The organism is Mesorhizobium muleiense, from assembly GCF_900099905.1.
In the GTDB taxonomy this organism is placed as follows: Bacteria; Pseudomonadota; Alphaproteobacteria; order Rhizobiales; family Rhizobiaceae; genus Mesorhizobium; species Mesorhizobium muleiense.
In genome coordinates this window covers 114,266-130,693 of the sequence record NZ_FNEE01000007.1, presented here as the reverse complement: position 1 = coordinate 130,693, position 16,428 = coordinate 114,266, and the positions used below count along the sequence as shown (strand labels likewise).

Annotated in this window: 14 protein-coding genes; 3 read left to right on the top strand and 11 right to left on the bottom strand. The window is 63.1% G+C overall.

Features of this window, described 5'->3' with window-relative positions; all coding sequences use genetic code 11:
- Positions 1–83: 83 nt before the first annotated feature.
- Entirely contained in the window at positions 84–824 is a 741-nt protein-coding gene (locus tag BLT09_RS15065) for a pyridoxine 5'-phosphate synthase (protein ID WP_091594257.1), read from the bottom strand.
- Positions 825–936: 112 nt separating this feature from the next.
- Here BLT09_RS15065 and BLT09_RS15060 point away from each other — a divergent pair, with 112 nt between their 5' ends.
- Complete coding sequence (locus tag BLT09_RS15060; RefSeq protein ID WP_091594255.1) at positions 937–1,341, top strand: SpoIIAA family protein; 405 nt, start codon at positions 937–939, stop codon at positions 1,339–1,341.
- 58 nt (positions 1,342–1,399) lie between these two features.
- On the opposite strand, the gene BLT09_RS15055 is transcribed toward BLT09_RS15060, so the two are convergent.
- From BLT09_RS15055 to BLT09_RS15010, 10 genes are all read right to left on the bottom strand, one after another.
- The gene (locus BLT09_RS15055) at positions 1,400–2,527 is read right to left on the bottom strand and encodes an ATP-dependent DNA helicase (RefSeq protein ID WP_091594503.1); all 1,128 of its coding nucleotides are present in this window, start codon (positions 2,525–2,527) and stop codon (positions 1,400–1,402) included.
- Positions 2,528–2,663: 136 nt separating this feature from the next.
- A complete protein-coding gene (locus tag BLT09_RS15050) occupies positions 2,664–3,065 on the bottom strand; it encodes a nitrile hydratase accessory protein (RefSeq protein ID WP_167366439.1) in 402 nt (133 codons plus the stop codon).
- A complete protein-coding gene (gene nthB / locus BLT09_RS15045) occupies positions 3,052–3,711 on the bottom strand; it encodes a nitrile hydratase subunit beta (RefSeq protein ID WP_091594253.1) in 660 nt (219 codons plus the stop codon). Before nthB ends, BLT09_RS15050 begins: the two co-directional genes overlap by 14 nt.
- A complete protein-coding gene (gene nthA, locus BLT09_RS15040; RefSeq protein WP_091594251.1) occupies positions 3,708–4,313 on the bottom strand; it encodes a nitrile hydratase subunit alpha in 606 nt (201 codons plus the stop codon). The genes nthB and nthA overlap by 4 nt, the downstream gene beginning before the upstream one ends.
- Positions 4,314–4,378: 65 nt before the next feature.
- Entirely contained in the window at positions 4,379–7,543 is a 3,165-nt protein-coding gene (locus tag BLT09_RS15035) for an efflux RND transporter permease subunit (protein ID WP_091594249.1), read from the bottom strand.
- A complete protein-coding gene (locus BLT09_RS15030; RefSeq protein ID WP_091594247.1) occupies positions 7,540–8,769 on the bottom strand; it encodes an efflux RND transporter periplasmic adaptor subunit in 1,230 nt (409 codons plus the stop codon). The genes BLT09_RS15035 and BLT09_RS15030 overlap by 4 nt, the downstream gene beginning before the upstream one ends.
- 167 nt (positions 8,770–8,936) lie before the next feature.
- Positions 8,937–9,533, bottom strand: a complete 597-nt coding sequence (locus BLT09_RS15025; protein WP_091594246.1) for a LysE family translocator — start codon at positions 9,531–9,533, stop codon at positions 8,937–8,939.
- A 65-nt stretch (positions 9,534–9,598) separates the two neighbouring features.
- Entirely contained in the window at positions 9,599–10,174 is a 576-nt protein-coding gene (gene ilvN / locus BLT09_RS15020; RefSeq protein WP_091594244.1) for an acetolactate synthase small subunit, read from the bottom strand.
- An 89-nt stretch (positions 10,175–10,263) separates the two neighbouring features.
- The gene (locus BLT09_RS15015; RefSeq protein WP_091594242.1) at positions 10,264–12,045 is read right to left on the bottom strand and encodes an acetolactate synthase 3 large subunit; all 1,782 of its coding nucleotides are present in this window, start codon (positions 12,043–12,045) and stop codon (positions 10,264–10,266) included.
- Positions 12,046–12,165: 120 nt separating this feature from the next.
- Positions 12,166–12,366 carry a hypothetical protein gene (locus BLT09_RS15010; protein ID WP_091594240.1) on the bottom strand — a complete coding sequence of 67 codons (201 nt, stop codon included), beginning with the start codon at positions 12,364–12,366 and terminating at the stop codon, positions 12,166–12,168.
- 138 nt (positions 12,367–12,504) lie between these two features.
- Between BLT09_RS15010 and BLT09_RS15005 the strand changes: the two genes are divergently transcribed.
- Both BLT09_RS15005 and BLT09_RS15000 read left to right on the top strand, forming a co-directional pair.
- Positions 12,505–14,307 (top strand): NAD(P)/FAD-dependent oxidoreductase, encoded by a 1,803-nt coding sequence (locus BLT09_RS15005; RefSeq protein ID WP_091594238.1) that lies wholly within the window; start codon positions 12,505–12,507, stop codon positions 14,305–14,307.
- 160 nt (positions 14,308–14,467) lie between these two features.
- On the top strand, positions 14,468–16,306 hold the full coding sequence (locus BLT09_RS15000) for an ATP-binding protein (protein ID WP_091594499.1): 1,839 nt from the start codon (positions 14,468–14,470) through the stop codon (positions 16,304–16,306).
- Positions 16,307–16,428 lie beyond the last annotated feature (122 nt).

Sequence of the window (16,428 nt, the reverse complement as noted above, 5' to 3'; positions counted from 1 at the left end):
CGCGGTGCTCTACGCTTGCTGCGATGCAATATCAAGTGCCCCAACGTGATGGCTGCCATGTCCGCAAAGCGACGCTTCCATCTCTACCACCCACAGGCCTTCAGAAATCTTTTGACCGTATTGGCCATGCCATACTCCAACGCATCGGCTGTCAACCCATGTCCGATCGACACTTCAGCCAATGCCGGGATGCGTTTTGCCAATGCCGGCAGGTTGTTCACCACCAGATCGTGGCCGGCATTGACCTGAAGTCCGGCGGCAAGCGCTGCATCCGCGGTCTTTCCCAATCTTTCCAGCTCATTCGCCGCTTTGGCCGAATCGGAATGAAAGCTGCCATACGGCCCCGTGTAGAGCTCGATCCGGTCGGCGCCGGTGTCGCGCGCGGCGTTCATCCCTGCCGGATCCGGGTCGGAAAACAACGACACGCGAAAGCCCCCCTTTTTCAGCCGTTTAACGATCGGTGTCAGGAACGCCGCCTCGGCGGCAAAGTTCCAGCCATGGTCGGAGGTGGCCTGGGCAGGGTCGTCGGGCACCAGCGTCACCTGCTCCGGCTGGTGCTTTTCCACGAGCGCCAGGAAATCCTCGCTCGGATAGCCCTCAATGTTGAACTCCGCCTTGGGGAATTCGTCGTCGATCAGCGCCCTGATCTGCGGCAGGTCGGAATGCCTGGTGTGCCGCTCGTCGGGCCGCGGATGCACGGTCAGGCCATGCGCGCCCGCGGCCAGCGCCAGGCGCCCGAGCCCGATGACGCTTGGCCACGGCAGGTCGCGCCGGTTGCGCAGCATGGCGATGGCATTGAGATTGACGGAGAGTTTTGCAGGCATGGCTTCTCGGGTCCGGACACAATCGCGGCCATCTATACCGCCTTTGGCGGGAACAGACAGGGGGTTTCCGGTGTTCCAGAGGGACGTATAATATCCAGCAAGAGGAAGACCCGTGAATTATCTTGAAGACGTGCCGGCGGTTCGCCGCATCGACACCGACCGCGACGACCTGTTCGCCATCGACGTCGTCGGCCATGTCACGGCGGCCGATGCGGAAAACCTGTTCGGATTGCTGGAGGCGGCCTACGCGCTGCACCCGAAAATCGATGTGCTTGTGCGCCTGATCGACCATGAAGGCGTCGATTGGGCCGATGTGTCGGACGAAACGCTTGAACAGGGCACGGCCCATGCCGTGGAGCATGTCGGCCGCTGCGCTGCGGTCGGCGAGCCGAACTGGGTACCCAGCGCGCAGAGCTTGCTGCCTGCTTCCTCATCCGTCGAGCTCAGGCATTTCGAGGCAGAGGACGAAGCATCCGCCTGGGAATGGCTCGACGCCACACCGCTGGCCCCACGCTGACGAAGGTCGACCCCGTGCCAGTCCCGGATTCCTGGTCCATGGGGGCTGCTCGACCGGCCTATCTGACGATCGTCAGCCGTTGCGCCGCGCGCGTGATTGCCGTGTAGAGCCAGCGCTGGCGGGTTTCCTTGAACGCCCAGCTTTCGTCGAAAAGCACGATCTCGTTCCACTGCGAGCCTTGCGCCTTGTGCACGGTCAGCGCGTAGCCATAGTCGAAATCGTCGAAGCGTTTTTTCTGCTGCCAGGGAATGTCGGCGTCCGGGTCCTCGAACGCCGCTTTGAGCAGCTTGATCTTGGCGACGCCGCGGTCCGGATCGTCCTCTTCCGGGGAGACCAGCAGATTGATGCCGGGTTTCACCGTCTCGCGCGACGAGGTCATCACCTTCCACAGCGAACCGTTGAGCAGTCCCTTGGCCGGGTCGTTGCGCAGGCAGACGAGCTTGTCGCCGGCCTGTGGATAGTCGGCATTGAACCCCTTCAGCTCGCGCAACCGCTGATTGTAGCGGCGCCGCGTCCTGTTGGTGCCGACCAGCACCTGGTCCGCCTTCAGCACCAGCTCCTGGGTGACGTCTTCCTTGCCGATCACCTGCGCCGCGCCATAGTCGCCACGCATGAATTCGCGGCCCTCGCGCACGTCGAGCGCCAGCCGGATGATCGGGTTGTCGCGCGCCTGCCGGTGGATCTCGGTGAGCAGAATATCCGGTTCATGGTCGGTGAAGAAGCCGCCGCCCGAGATCGGCGGCAACTGGCCGGGATCGCCGAGAACCAGGATTGGCGTGCCGAAACTCAACAGGTCGCGGCCAAGCTGCTCGTCGACCATCGAGCATTCGTCGATGACGACGAGCTTGGCCCGCGAGATCGGGCTTTGCCGGTTGAGCGAAAAGGTCGGCGACATCGACGTCTTGCCGGTCACCTCGTCCGAAACCGTCTCCTCGCCCTTCGGCCGATAGATCAGCGAATGGATGGTGCGGGCATTGACCGCGCCCTTGGAACGCAGCACCTGCGCCGCCTTGCCGGTGAAGGCGGCGAACTGCACCTGGCCGTCGACATGCTCGGCGAAATAGCGCGCCAGCGTCGTCTTGCCGGTGCCGGCATAGCCGAACAGCCGGAACAGCTGCGGCTTTCCGGTCTTGAGCCAGGTGGCGACCGCCTTCAGTGCATCGTCCTGTTGAGGAGAGAATTCCATCAGCGCGAGAGACCGGATTCGCGAGGGAAAGACAAGGCCGCCAACGATCATCGGCGGCGGGCCGCACCGCCTCCAATGACGCAATTTAACAGGCAGCGATCAGAACGTAAAGAGAACAAGCATGATTCGAGACGGTCTAGCCGGCCGTTCCGCCACGACCTTCGGTCGGGCCGCCACGACCTTCGGCCGGTCCGGGATCGTTCTCGAGCAGGATCGGCTTGCCGTGCGGCGTTGCATGCGCGGCGCGTTCCCAGGCGGCAGCGAGCGCATCGATTTCGCGCTTGCCGGCAACCCCTTTTGCCGACAGCAAATTTTCCAGCGCCGCCAGCCAGTGCTCGTAATAATCGTGGCCATCGCTTGCGGCACCAGGCTGCTTGACCTCGGCGGACAAGGCGTCCGCCCATTCGCTCCAGGAGAACACGCCGCTGTCGTGCAGCGCGACCGTCATGGCGAAGGCTTCCGCCTGCCACGGCTCGGCGAATACCTGCGCATCCGCCGGCAGCGTGGCGGTGGCTGACTTCGCCTCACGCCGGCTCAAGATAGCTCTCCCAGGCATCGATCGACACGGTCAGCGTCGGGTCGGCGCCCTCGCCCCAGATCTCGGCGCCGTCAAAAACCACCGTATAGACCCATTGCGGGTTTTCGCCTTGGCCATGTGCATTGGTGTCAGGGAAGACAAAACCAGCGCGCACCGCCTCGATCGTTCCCTGCTTGCCGCGTGCGTAGCGTGGCAACCTTGTGTGGCCGGTCGGATGGAAATTCTTCGTCCGCACCATTTCGCCTGCCTTGAACCGGGCCGGCGCGGCGATCGGCCGGTCGCATGGGCCGCCCTTGGCCAACACTGCCGGCACGTTTTCGGCCTTCAGCACCCGCTTTGGCGTCGCGGCAGGGTCGACCGCCTTGCCCGCGGCCAGATCGCGGTCGCTGACAAAACCATGTCGCTTCAGCAAGGTTTCGAGCGCCTTGATCCAGATCTCATAATAGCTCGAGCCATAATAGTCGGCGGGATGCAGCAATTCCCGCGCATGCCGGCTCTCGTCGATGGTCCAGGCGCCCATGGCGCCCGCGCACAAGGTCACGCCAAGCGCCCGCCTTTCCCAGGCGGCATGGAAACAGGGCTCGTCCTTTTCGGGTGCGACCGGCCCGAACCCCATCTGCCCGCCGAGATCCTGCGGCCCGTTCATGCCGGCTCCCGCGCCAGTCCGGTGCCGATCATCGCGTCGCGCGTCACCAGATCTGCCAGCCGCTCCTCGCTCCAGCTGTCGGTGCCCTTCGGCCGCATCGGCACGACCAGGTAACGCAGCTCGGCGGTAGAATCCCACACCCGGATCTTTGTCGTTGCCGGCAAGGTCAGCCCGAATTCCCCGAGCACGCCGCGCGGATCGATGACCGCGCGCGAACGATAGGGCGGCGCCTTGTACCAGACCGGCGGCAGGCCGAGCACCGACCACGGGTAGCAGGAGCACAGCGTGCAGACGACGAGGTTGTGCGTGTCCGCCGTGTTGAACACGGCCTGCATGTGCTCGCCCTGCCGGCCGGTGTAGCCGAGCGAGCCGATCGCCGCCGTCGCGTCGCGTATCAGCAAAACGGCAAAGTCCGGCTCGACCCACGCCTTCGCCACCACCTTGGCGCCGTTGCGCGGACCGATCTTTGTCTCATAGGTGTCGACGATCACGTCGATCGCGGCCGGATCGATCAGCCCTTTCTGGGTGAGGATCGTCTCCAGTGCGCGCACCCGGGCGGCAAAAGGATCAAGCTCGTTGTCGTGATTATGATCGTGGGACATGGCCGTAAATTACGGCTGCAAGCGTTCCACCGCAAGCGCCGCGGCTTGGGCCAGCCTGTCGGCTTCTATTCGGCCGCCGCCTTGTGCGGCTCGCCCTGCAACGCTTCTCCGTTCTCGAACAGCGACGGCTGGTCGACGGCCTCGACAGGTGGCTGCTCGTGCCGGCGCTTTGGCCACAGCCCGACAAGCCAGCCCGAAAAATGCTCCATGTAGACATAGATGACCGGCGTGACGAACAGCGTCAGCGCTTGCGAAGCGACGAGGCCGCCGACCACCGCCACGCCGAGCGGCTGGCGCAGTTCGGCGCTGGCGCCGGTGCCGAGCGCGATCGGGATCGTGCCCGTCAGTGCCGCCAGCGTCGTCATCATGATCGGCCGGAAGCGCATCAGGCAGGCCTTGTGAATGGACTCGAGCGGCGACATCCCCTCGCGCCTGAGTTCGAGCGCGACGTCGATCATCATGATGCCGTTCTTCTTGACGATGCCGATCAGCATCAGGATACCGATGACCGCGATCACCGACAGGTCCATCCCCGCAAGCTGCAGTGCAACAAGCGCGCCGAGCACCGCCGACGGCAGTCCAGTCAGGATGGTGAGCGGATGGATAAAACTCTCGTAGAGGATGCCGAGGACGATATAGATGGTCAGGATCGCGCCGGCGATCAGCAGGCCCTGGTTCGCAAGCGAATCCTGAAAAGTTTTCGCCGTGCCCGAAAAAGTGGTCGAGATCGTCGCTGGCATGCCGATCTTCTCCTTCAGCGCATCGATGCGGCTCACGCTGTCGCCGAGCGCGATGCCCTGCGGCAGGTTGTAGGAAATGGTCACCGCCGGAAGCTGGCCGAGCTGATTGACGGTCAAGGCGCCGGCGGTCCGATCGACGCGGGCAAAGGCGCCGAGCGGCACCAGGCTGCCGCTGGCCGTCCTTACCTTGATCGCCAGCATCCTTTCTGGCGACCACTCGATCCTCGGGTCGAGCTCCATGATCACCTCGTAGCTGTCGGCCGAACCGAAGATGGTCGAGACCTGCTCGGTGCCGAAACCGCCATAGAGGCTGGAGCGCAACGTATCGGTGTCGACGCCGAGCGTCGCCGCCTTGTCGCGGTCGATCACCAGCGACGCCTGCAGGGCGTTGTTCTGCAAGTCATTGGTGACGTCGGTGAAGGCGTTACGGTCGGCGGCCATCGCGTCGGTGAGCTTCTGCGCCCAGTTGTCCGCCGCGCCGATGTCGAGGCCCTGCACGACGAGTTGATAGGCGCTGGCCGAAGCGCGCGCGCCGAGCCGCAGGTTCTGCACCGGCTGCATGAAGGTCTCGATGCCGGGGACATTGGCCAGCTGCCGCCGCAGATCCGAGAGCACCTTGTCGATATCGGGGCGCTGGTCCTTGTCCTTCAATTGCACGTAGAGCCGGCCCTGGTTGAGTGCGTTGTCGCCGCTGCCCACCGACCACCCGACATGCGAGACATATGGTGAATGGGTAAAGACATCAGCCACTTGCCCCTGCAGCTTCACCATGGCGTCGAACGAGATGTCCTGGCGCGCGGTGGTCGTCACCGAAATCTGGCCGATATCCTCCTGCGGAAAGAAGCCCTTCGGCGAGGTCTGGATCAGCCAGGCCGACAGTGCGGCCGTCCCAATGAAGACGAGAAGAACCAGGAACCTGTGCCGCAGGCAAACTGTCAGCAGCCAGTCATAACCCCGCATGAAGAAATTGTGCCTGTGACCTTCGCCCTGCGCTGCTTCGCGCTCAGCCCTCGAAACCGACAAGAGCCGCGAGCACAGCATCGGCGTCAGCGTCAGCGACACGAACATCGAGGCCAGGATGGCGACCGTCACCACCACCGCGAACTCGTTGAAGATGCGCCCGATCACGCCGCCCATCAAAAGCACGGGGATGAACACAGCGACCAGCGAGATCGAGATCGAAATAATGGTGAAGCCGATTTCGCGCGCACCCTTGAGTGCCGCGTCGAAGGCCGAGAGTCCCTCCTCCTCCATGTGGCGAAAAATGTTCTCCAGCATGACGATCGCGTCGTCGACGACAAGGCCGACCGCCAGCGTCAGCCCCATCAGCGAGATGTTGTCGATGGAAAAGCCGAACAGGAACATGGCGCCGAGCGTGGCGATCAGCGAGATCGGCACCGCCACCGCCGGGATGATCGTCGCCGTTACCCGGCGCAGGAACAGGAAGATCACCATCACCACCAGCGCGATGGTGAGCAGCAGCGTGAACTGCACGTCGTCGACCGCCTCGCGGATCGACGTCGAGCGGTCGTTGAGCAACCGGATGCCGGCCGCCGCCGGCATCTGATCCTGGAAGGACGGCAGCATCGCCTTGACCCGGTCGACAACGTCGACGGTGTTGGCATCGGGCTGACGCTGCACCGCCATGATGATCGCGCGGGTGCCGTCGTACCAGCTTGCCGTCGTCGTGGTCTCGACCGAATCGATGACGCGGGTCACCTCGCCGAGCCGCACCGGACGGCCGTTCCTGGTGGCTATGATGATGTTGGAAAATCCCGCCGCGTTGTTCAGTTGGGTATTGGCGGTGATCGTCAGCTGCTGCTTGTCGTTCTGCAGCACGCCGAGCGGCGTGTTGCTGTTGGCCGAGGCGATCGCCGTCTGCAGCTGGTCGATCGAAATGCCTCGTGCGGCGAGTGCCGTCGGATCGATCTGGACGCGCACCGCGTATTTCTGCTGGCCGAAGATCGAGACCTGCGCCACGCCTTCGATCGTCGACAGCGACGGCGAGATCACATTCTCGGCAAAAGCATCGAGATCGGTCAGCGGAACCGTGTCGCTGACCAGCGACATCAGCAGGATCGGCGCATCGGCCGGATTGACCTTGCGGTAGCTCGGCGGGCTGGTCATCTCGGGCGGCAATTGCCGCTGCGTTCGCGCGATCGCCGCCTGCACGTCGGCGGCGGCCGCATCGATATCGCGGTTAAGCACGAACTGGATGGCGATCGAGGTCGAGCCGAGCGCGTTGGTGGTCGAGATCGAATCGATGCCGGCGATGGTGGTGAACTGCTTGATCAGCGGCGTTGCCACCGAGGTCGCCATGGTTTCCGGCGAGGCGCCGGGCAGCGAGGCCGAGACATTGACCACCGGAAACTCGGCGCTCGGCAGAGCGGCCACCGGCAGGAACCTGTAAGCGAACAGCCCGCCCAGCACGAGCGCAAACGACATGAGCAGGGTGGCGACAGGTCTGCGGATGCAGAATTCGGAGATCATGGCCGCGTCCCGCCCGCCTTGCCAGCCTCGGCAACCCTGGGAGGCGCCCGATCAACGGCATCGCCTTCGCGGACCGGCGCGCCGTCCTTCAGCTTTGCCTGGCCCTCGACGACGACATTTTCGCCGCTTTTCAGCCCCTCGCCGATAGCGCTGTTGTCGCCTTCGGTCAGTGCGACCTGCACGGGCCGCACCTCCACCGTGTTGTCGCGCTTGATCACATAGACGAACGGCCCCTTCTGGCTTGGCTGGACCGCAACCGTGGGAACCGAGGTCATTTGCGGCATGATGCCGGCATCGAGCACGACATTGACATACTGGCCCGGCCACAGCGAAAGATCGGGGTTGGGCACGCTGGCCCGCGCTGCAATCGTGCCGGAGGCGGTGTCGACGCTGGAATCGACGAAATCGAGTGTCCCCTTGCCGATCGGTGTCGGGTCGCCGTCCCTGGTCAGCGTGACTGCGCCTTGCCCTGGCGCCGCCAGCGCCTTGTGCAAAAGGGCAAGATCGCTTTCCGGAAGATTGAAGTTCACCCGCAGCGGGTCCATCTGGGTGATGGTCACCAGCGGGATCGACGTGCTGCTGCCGCTGTTGGTGGTGACGAGATCGCCGATCGCGACGCTGACCGCACCCAGCCTGCCGGAAATCGGCGCCGTGATCGTGGCAAAGTCGAGTTGGACCTCGTCCGCTTCGATCGTTGCTCTGTCGGCATCGACCGTGGCCGCAGCGGACTTCTGCGCGGCGATCGCCTGGTCATAGGTCTGCTGCGTGCCGGCCTGCCTGGCGACAAGAGCCTTGGCACGCTCAAGATCGGCCGTCGCACTGGCAAGCAGCGCCTGGTCCTTGGCGAGCGTCGCCTGGTCACGGGCCAGTTGCGCCTTCAGCGCGCGGTCGTCCAGCGAGAACAGAAGGTCGCCGGCCTTCACCATCTGCCCGTCCTTGACGGCGATCGATGTGATCTGGCTCGAGATCCGCGCATTCACGCTGACCACGGCGGGCGAGGATACAAAGCCGATATCGTAGCGCCGGATCGGGAAATCGGCCGTCGAAGCGGTGGCGGCAACCACCGCGGTCGCACGTGCGGCATTCGCGGCAGCCGCCGGTTTGTCAGGCGCCTGACCCGCTGACAGCATCTGCCGGGCCTTGTCCGTTGCCGCGGGCGAAAGATAGAGCCCAGCCGTGACAAGGCAGGCGACCGCAAGCATCGCAAGCACGATCTTTCCACGCATCGCCAAAGACCTTCCACCCGACACGCCGTGGTTCGGTGGTCATGTCTGGGTATAACTCGCAGCTTGATGCCGCGGTTTCACCAAATAGATAGAGGGCGCCGAGGGCAAAAAAGGGCCAAAACCCGGGATTACGAAGATTTCATGTGCAGTGCACAATAAAACGGCAGCTACCGCAGCATCGGCCACAACGTCGCTGCCAGCAGCACGCCCATGGCGATGTTGAACCATTTCAGCCGCACCGGGTCCGACAGAAAACCGCGCAGCGCCGTGCCGAAACCTGCCCACACCGAAACGCTCGGCAGGTTGACGACGGTGAAGGCTATCGAAACCAGCGCCACCGACAGAAACGGATGCTCCGGAACGGCATAGACGGCCATGGCGGTGATCGCCATCACCCACGCCTTGGGATTGACCCACTGGAACGCTGCCGCATCGATGAAGCGCATCGGTCGCGCCTTGGCCTCGCCCTTGCTGCTGAGCGAACGCGACATGGCGATCTTCCAGGCGAGATAGAGCAGATAGACGCCGCCAGCGATCTTCAATGCAGTGTCGAGAACCGGAAACGCAATCAGCACCGCGCCAAGGCCGAAGCCGACGGCAAGCAACAGCACGAGGAAGCCGATGCTGATGCCCAGCATGTGCGGAATGGTTTTGGCAAAACCGAAATTCACGCCGGAGGCCAGAAGCATGAAGTTGTTCGGCCCCGGCGTGATCGAAGTCACGAAGGCATAGACCAGCAGGGCAAGAAATGCATCGAAAGACATCGGCTTCCTTCCAGTCGACCCAACACGTTCCGGCATGAGGCTGACGATCAGGATCGCCAGCCTGCTTACATCCCTTGCGGGCCGCGATTCATCGCCGCCACGCCGGTGCGGCAGATCTCGACTAGGCCGAGCGGCTTCATGATGGCGATGAACTGGTCGATCTTGGAGCCCTTGCCGGTGATCTCGAAAATGAAATGCTCGGTGTTGGCGTCGATGACGCTGGCGCGGAAGGCATCGGCCAGCCTCAGCGCCTCGACGCGGCCCTCGCCGGTGCCGGCCACTTTCACCAGCGCGAGTTCCCGCTCCAGCGGCCGTTCCTGGCCGAGCTCGTGCGAGCGCACGGTGAGGTCGACGACACGGTGCACCGGCACGATGCGCTCGAGTTGGTGCTTGATCTGCTCCAGCACATGCGGCGTGCCGCGCGTCACGATGGTGATGCGTGACAGATGCTTCTCGTGCTCGGTTTCGGAAACGGTCAGGCTCTCGATATTGTAGCCGCGTCCGGAAAACAGGCCGATGACCCGGGCAAGCACGCCCGGCTCATTGTCGACCAGCACGGAAAGCGTGTGGATTTCCGGTCTTTCCGTCTCCTTGGCGATGAAGTAGGCGGAACCGGTGGGTTGAAGGTGCTGTGCGTTCATGACATGAATCTCGTTTTCAAACTTTGAGCTGTTTTTCTGTTTCCGCACGGCTTCTTCCGACAGCCCTGCCTCGGCTCGGGCGTTAGGGGTTACACCAGTTCCCTGCCCTTGGCGTCGATGGCGTTGGCCACCGCCTCGTCGGTCGCCTCGTCCGGCAGCAGCATCTCGTTATGCGCCTTGCCCGACGGGATCATCGGGAAGCAGTTGGCAAGCGTGGCGACCCGGCAGTCGAAGATCACCGGCTTCTTCACCGAGATCATCTCCTTGATGGCGTCGTCCAGTTCGTCCGGCTTCTCGCAGCGGATGCCATGGCCGCCATAGGCTTCGGCGAGCTTGACGAAATCCGGCATCGCTTCGGTGTAGGAATGCGACAGCCGGTTGCCGTGCAGAAGCTGCTGCCACTGCCGCACCATGCCCATATACTGATTGTTGAGGATGAAGATCTTGATCGGCGCCTCGTGCTGCACCGCGGCGCTCATCTCCTGCATCGTCATCTGCACCGAGGCGTCGCCGGCAATGTCGATGACCAGCGCATCCGGGTGCGCAATCTGCACGCCGAGCGCCGCCGGCAGGCCGTAGCCCATCGTGCCGAGCCCGCCGGAGGTCATCCAGCGGTTCGGCTTCTCGAAATGATAGTGCTGCGCCGCCCACATCTGGTGCTGGCCGACCTCGGTGGTGATGTAGGTGTCAATGTCCTTGGTCAGCGCATAGAGCCGTTGGACGGCATATTGCGGCATGATGACGTCGTGGTTCATCTTGTAGGCAAGCGAATCCCGCGCCCGCCATTTCGCGATCTGCTCCCACCACGGGTGCAGCGCCTTCTTGTCGGCCCTGGCGGTGGCCCGCCACAGCCGCACCAGATCCTCCAGAACCCGGCCGACATCGCCGATAATGGGCACATCGGTGTGGACGTTCTTGTTGATCGACGACGGATCGATGTCGATATGGATCTTTTTCGAATTCGGCGAGAACGCGCTGAGCCGGCCGGTGATGCGGTCGTCGAAGCGCGCGCCGATGCAGACCATGACGTCGCAATCATGCATCGCCATGTTTGCTTCATAGGTGCCGTGCATGCCGAGCATGCCCATCCAGTTCTTGCCCGAAGCCGGATAGGCGCCAAGACCCATCAGCGTCGAGGTTATCGGGAAGCCGGTCAAGTCGACCAGTTCGCGCAGCAAATGGCTGGCTTCCGGGCCGGAATTGATGACACCGCCGCCGGTATAGAGGATCGGCCTTTTCGCGTTGGCCATCAGCTCGACCGCCGCCTTGATCTTGTCCAGGTCGCCCTGGACCTTGGGCTGATAGCTCGTGCGCGGCGCCGTCTGCGGCGGCACATAGGTGCCCTTGGCGAACTGCACGTCCTTCGGGATATCGACGACGACCGGACCGGGGCGTCCTGTCGTCGCGACGTGAAAGGCCTCATGGATGATCGCCGCGAGCTCGTTGACATCCTTCACCAGCCAATTGTGCTTGGTGCAGGGCCGCGTAATGCCGATCGTGTCGCACTCCTGGAACGCATCCGAGCCGATCAGCGAGGTCGGCACCTGACCGGTCAGGCAGACCAGCGGGATCGAATCCATCAGCGCATCCTGCAGCGGCGTGACCGCGTTGGTGGCGCCCGGCCCCGATGTCACCAGCATGACGCCGGCCTTGCCGGTCGACCGCGCATAGCCCTCCGCCGCATGACCGGCACCCTGCTCGTGACGGACGAGGACGTGCTCGACCTCGTCCTGTTGGAAGATTTCATCATAGATCGGGAGAACTGCGCCGCCCGGATAGCCGAAAACATGCTTGACGCCATTGTCCTTCAGCGCCTGCACCACCATTTCGGCACCGGTCATTTCGCGCCGCTCGTTCTGTCCACTGCTCATCGGTCTGGTCCCGTATTGTCCGCCATCGGGCGATTGCTGGTCGTTTAGTCGTGTTTCGGGCAATAAAAAAGGCCCCCGAGGGAGCCTGTGTCTTGCGCATGGGGGGTTTTCGCCCGGCGGTTACACCGCCTTGCCCACACGCTTTCCTACTACGAGAATGAGTGCCGTTTTCATGGTGGCGGACAATAGAATTGGTTTTGCGCCGCTGTCAACGGCGAATATGAAAGACGCCAGACGGTTCGGGCCAGGCAGCCCGGTTGCACCCATCGCCTCGAACCACCGTTCCGCATGATCGCCGGCAGGATCAGTGTCCGCGATCATCCAGATAAGCCATTGAAACCGCGCCAAACTATTTGACGACGTGACGCGGCACGCCGTTTGCCGCGATACTCCGGTCGACCGGCCTGGGAGGGGCCGGCAAGCCGCGATGACGACCAGCACTTCACGGGAGGAAGTTTGATGCTCGACAAGGCCCCAGCCAAGAAACTATCCGACGTGCTCGACCAATTCAGCGCAGCGCTCGCCGCCGGCGACATCGACGGAGCGGTCGGGTGCTTTCAGGAAGACTGCTACTGGCGCGACCTGGTGACCTTCACCTGGAACATCAAGACCATGGAAGGTCGCGACCAGGTCCGCGATATGCTGATGAGCCAGTTGGCGACGATAAAGCCATCGAACTGGGCGCTTGCGAAAGGCGAAGACGCCACGGAGAGCGATGGGCTGCTCGAAGGCTGGATCAGTTTCGAAACGGAGGTTGCGCGCGGCTTCGGCCATATCAGGCTGAGGAACGGCAAGATCTGGACGCTGCTCACCACCATGGTCGAGCTGAAGGACCATGAGGAACCCGCCGGCTTCGCCCGGCCGATGGGTGCCAAGCACGGTCACGGCAAAAACCGGCCAACCTGGAAGGAGGAGCGCGAGAAGGAAGCCGCCGAACTCGGCTTTGTCAATCAGCCCAACACGCTGATCATCGGCGGCGGCCAGGGCGGCATCGCGCTCGGTGCCCGGCTGAGGCAGCTCGGCGTGCCGACCATCATCGTCGAGAAGAACGAGCGTGCCGGCGATTCATGGCGCAAGCGTTACAAGTCGCTCTGCCTGCACGATCCGGTCTGGTACGACCATCTGCCCTATATCGACTTTCCTCGGAACTGGCCGGTCTTCTCGCCCAAGGACAAGATCGGCGACTGGCTGGAAATGTACACCAAGGTCATGGAGCTGAACTATTGGTCCTCCACTGAGGCCAAGAGCGCCACCTATGACGATCAGAAGAAGGAATGGACGGTCGTCGTCCATCGCCACGGCAAGGACATCACGCTGAAGCCGAAGCAGCTGGTGCTGGCCACCGGCATGTCGGGCCGACCCAACATCCCGCAGTTCAAAGGCATGGAGAAATTCAAGGGCGATCAGCACCATTCCTCGAAACATCCCGGTCCAGACAGCTGCGTTGGCAAGAAAGTCGTCGTCATCGGGTCGAACAATTCCGCGCATGATATCTGCGCCGCACTATGGGAAGCCGGCGTCGACGTCACCATGGTGCAGCGATCGACCACGCATATCGTCAGATCCGACACGCTGATGGATATCGGGCTCGGAGCCCTCTATTCGGAGCAGGCCGTGCAAAACGGCATGACCACGGCCAAGGCCGATCTCATCTTCGCCTCGCTGCCCTACAAGATCCTGCACGAATTCCAGATCCCGCTCTACGAGAAGATGAAGGAGCGTGATGCCGCATTCTACGAGGGCCTGGAAAAAGCTGGCTTCATGCTCGACTGGGGCGACGACGGTTCGGGCCTGTTCATGAAATATCTCAGGCGCGGTTCCGGCTACTATATCGATATCGGCGCCTCCCAGCTGATCATCGACGGCGCCATCAAGCTGAAGAGCGGCGTCGACGTGAAGGAGATCAAGGAACATTCGGTCCTGCTCAGCGACGGCACCGAGCTGCCGGCCGATGTCGTCGTCTATGCCACCGGCTACGGATCGATGAACGGCTGGGCGGCGGAGCTGATCTCGAAAGAGGTCGCCGACAAAGTCGGGAAATGCTGGGGGCTCGGCTCGAACACCACCAAGGATCCCGGTCCCTGGGAGGGCGAGCAGCGCAACATGTGGAAGCCGACGCAACAGGAAGCGCTCTGGTTCCACGGCGGCAATCTGCACCAGTCACGCCACTACTCGCAGTTCCTGTCGCTGCAGTTGAAAGCACGGCACGAGGGCATCGCGACGCCGGTCTACGGGCTGCAGCAGGTCCATCACACAGGATAGACGATCGAGGCTGTCGCCGGGACTCGCCGCCGGTCGGTTCAATTTTCGCGACCGGCTTAATCGTCCCTACACCATCCGACCTCACCCCCCCTTAACCGCGTCGGCGTAAGGTCGATCGCCTTGGGGAAAATGGAAAAGGGAAATGGGGAACAGCCTGTCCATGTTCGTCGACCGCGACGCCTCCGTTGGAGAGCCGACATTGCAGGAGCGCCGCAAGGCGGAGCAGAGCGACAAGCGCGTTCTGGGCAATGTCGTCCAGTGCGACGGCGCGCGCGCCACCATCAGCGCCCATGCCGCCGATATCCTAGGCACGGTCACCGGCCATTGGAGCGTCGGCAAGATGATCTCCATCAACCTTGGCAACACGCGAACCGTCGGGCTGGTCTACGCGGTCGGCAAGTCGGATCGCGCCTGGCACGATGAGGGCCAGAACCCGATCGAGGTCAGTATCGAGCTCATCGGCGAGGTGCGCGACGGCGCCGAGCCCGGCGCCAAACCGGTTTTCGACCGCGGTATCACCACCTATCCACATATCGGCGCCATTGCCCACCGCATCCGCAGCCGCGACCTGCAGGCGGTCTATGACCTGGCCGGGCGTCACTCGATCACCATCGGCACGCTGTCACAGGATGAGGAGATCGACGCCAACATCGCTATCGACGACACGCTGGCGCGCCATTTCGCCATTGTCGGCACCACCGGCGTCGGCAAATCCACCGCCGTCTCGCTGCTTTTGCGCAAGTCGATCGCCGCTCGACCCGACCTGCGCGTTCTCATCCTCGATCCGCACAACGAGTTCGCCGCGTCCTTGCCAGAGCACTGCGTCAGGGTCGATTCGGCGACGCTGGACCTGCCCTTCTGGATGTTCAAGCTCGAGGAGTTTGCCGAAGTGCTGTTTCGCGGTCGAGAGATCGTGCCGGAAGAGATGGACGCCTTGCGCGATCTTATTCCCGCGGCCAAAAACCTTTATCGCAACCCGAATTCGGGCACGTATCTCAGGCGCGGCAGCGATGCGCTGACCGCGGACACGCCGGTGCCCTATCGCATTGTCGATCTCATCAAGCAGATCGACGAGCGCATGGGACTGCTGGAAAGCAAGAACGACCGCCCCACCCTCAAATCGCTGAAGACGCGCATCGAATCGGCAGCCTCCGATCCGCGCTACCGCTTCATGTTCAACTCGCGGCTGATCGAGGACACCATCCACGAGACGATCGGCAACATCTTCCGCGTGCCGCATCACGGCCGCCCGGTGACCTGCTTCGAGATGGCAGGCATGCCTTCGGAAGTGGTCAATTCCGTCTGCTCGGTGCTGGCGCGTCTGGCCTTCGACCTGGCGCTGTGGAGCGAAGGCCGGCTGCGGCTGCTTTTGCTGTGCGAGGAAGCGCACCGCTACATGCCGGCCGATCCGCGCCTTGGTTTCGCGCCGACCCGGCACGCGCTGTCGCGCATCGCCAAGGAAGGCCGCAAATATGGTTGTTATCTCGGCATCGTCACACAGCGCCCGGGCGAACTCGACCCCACCATCCTGTCGCAGTGCTCGACCTTTTTTGCGATGCGGCTCGCCAACGAGCAGGACCAGGCGATCATCCGCTCGGCGATCGCCGATTCCTCGGCCTCGACACTGGCATTCCTGTCTTCGATGGGCCAGCGCGAAGCCATCGCCTTTGGTGAAGGCGTGGCGACGACCATGCGAATGAAATTCGAAAAACTGTCCGAGGGCCTGATCCCGGGCACGGCCAAGCGCGAGGAAGCCTTGCCGTCCAAGCTTGGCGATGATGTCGATCTGGTGGCGATCGTCGAAAGGCTTCGCAACGTGCCAAAACCGCAGCAGGCGATGGCCTTCGCCGAAGTCGTGGATTCGAGCCGGCAGGCCGGCGATCCCGACTATCGCAAGCCGCCCGCCCCGACTGTCGCACGCGCCCAGCCGGATGACGATTTCGACATGCGTTATGGCCTGAAACCCGCAACCTTCGGCCTGCGCTCGCAGAACGATTGAGCCGGGCGGCTTTAGCCTGTGAGGCTAAGGCGCTTCCAAAGTTAAAACTATGTCACCCTAGGAAACCAGGGCAAATCCCGGAAGGGAATTCATCAGGCCGGATCGAATGACGTGGCTTTCGA

What these genes read in the sequence shown, in the direction of transcription:
- BLT09_RS15065 (WP_091594257.1), bottom strand. Translation starts at nt 824, where the DNA reads ATGCCTGCAAAACTCTCCGTCAATCTCAATGCCATCGCCATGCTGCGC.
- BLT09_RS15055 (WP_091594503.1), bottom strand. Translation starts at nt 2,527, where the DNA reads ATGGAATTCTCTCCTCAACAGGACGATGCACTGAAGGCGGTCGCCACC.
- nthB (WP_091594253.1), bottom strand. Translation starts at nt 3,711, where the DNA reads ATGAACGGGCCGCAGGATCTCGGCGGGCAGATGGGGTTCGGGCCGGTC.
- nthA (WP_091594251.1), bottom strand. Translation starts at nt 4,313, where the DNA reads ATGTCCCACGATCATAATCACGACAACGAGCTTGATCCTTTTGCCGCC.
- BLT09_RS15035 (WP_091594249.1), bottom strand. Translation starts at nt 7,543, where the DNA reads ATGATCTCCGAATTCTGCATCCGCAGACCTGTCGCCACCCTGCTCATG.
- BLT09_RS15030 (WP_091594247.1), bottom strand. Translation starts at nt 8,769, where the DNA reads ATGCGTGGAAAGATCGTGCTTGCGATGCTTGCGGTCGCCTGCCTTGTC.
- BLT09_RS15025 (WP_091594246.1), bottom strand. Translation starts at nt 9,533, where the DNA reads ATGTCTTTCGATGCATTTCTTGCCCTGCTGGTCTATGCCTTCGTGACT.
- ilvN (WP_091594244.1), bottom strand. Translation starts at nt 10,174, where the DNA reads ATGAACGCACAGCACCTTCAACCCACCGGTTCCGCCTACTTCATCGCC.
- BLT09_RS15015 (WP_091594242.1), bottom strand. Translation starts at nt 12,045, where the DNA reads ATGAGCAGTGGACAGAACGAGCGGCGCGAAATGACCGGTGCCGAAATG.
- BLT09_RS15010 (WP_091594240.1), bottom strand. Translation starts at nt 12,366, where the DNA reads ATGATCGCGGACACTGATCCTGCCGGCGATCATGCGGAACGGTGGTTC.
- BLT09_RS15005 (WP_091594238.1), top strand. Translation starts at nt 12,505, where the DNA reads ATGCTCGACAAGGCCCCAGCCAAGAAACTATCCGACGTGCTCGACCAA.
- BLT09_RS15000 (WP_091594499.1), top strand. Translation starts at nt 14,468, where the DNA reads ATGTTCGTCGACCGCGACGCCTCCGTTGGAGAGCCGACATTGCAGGAG.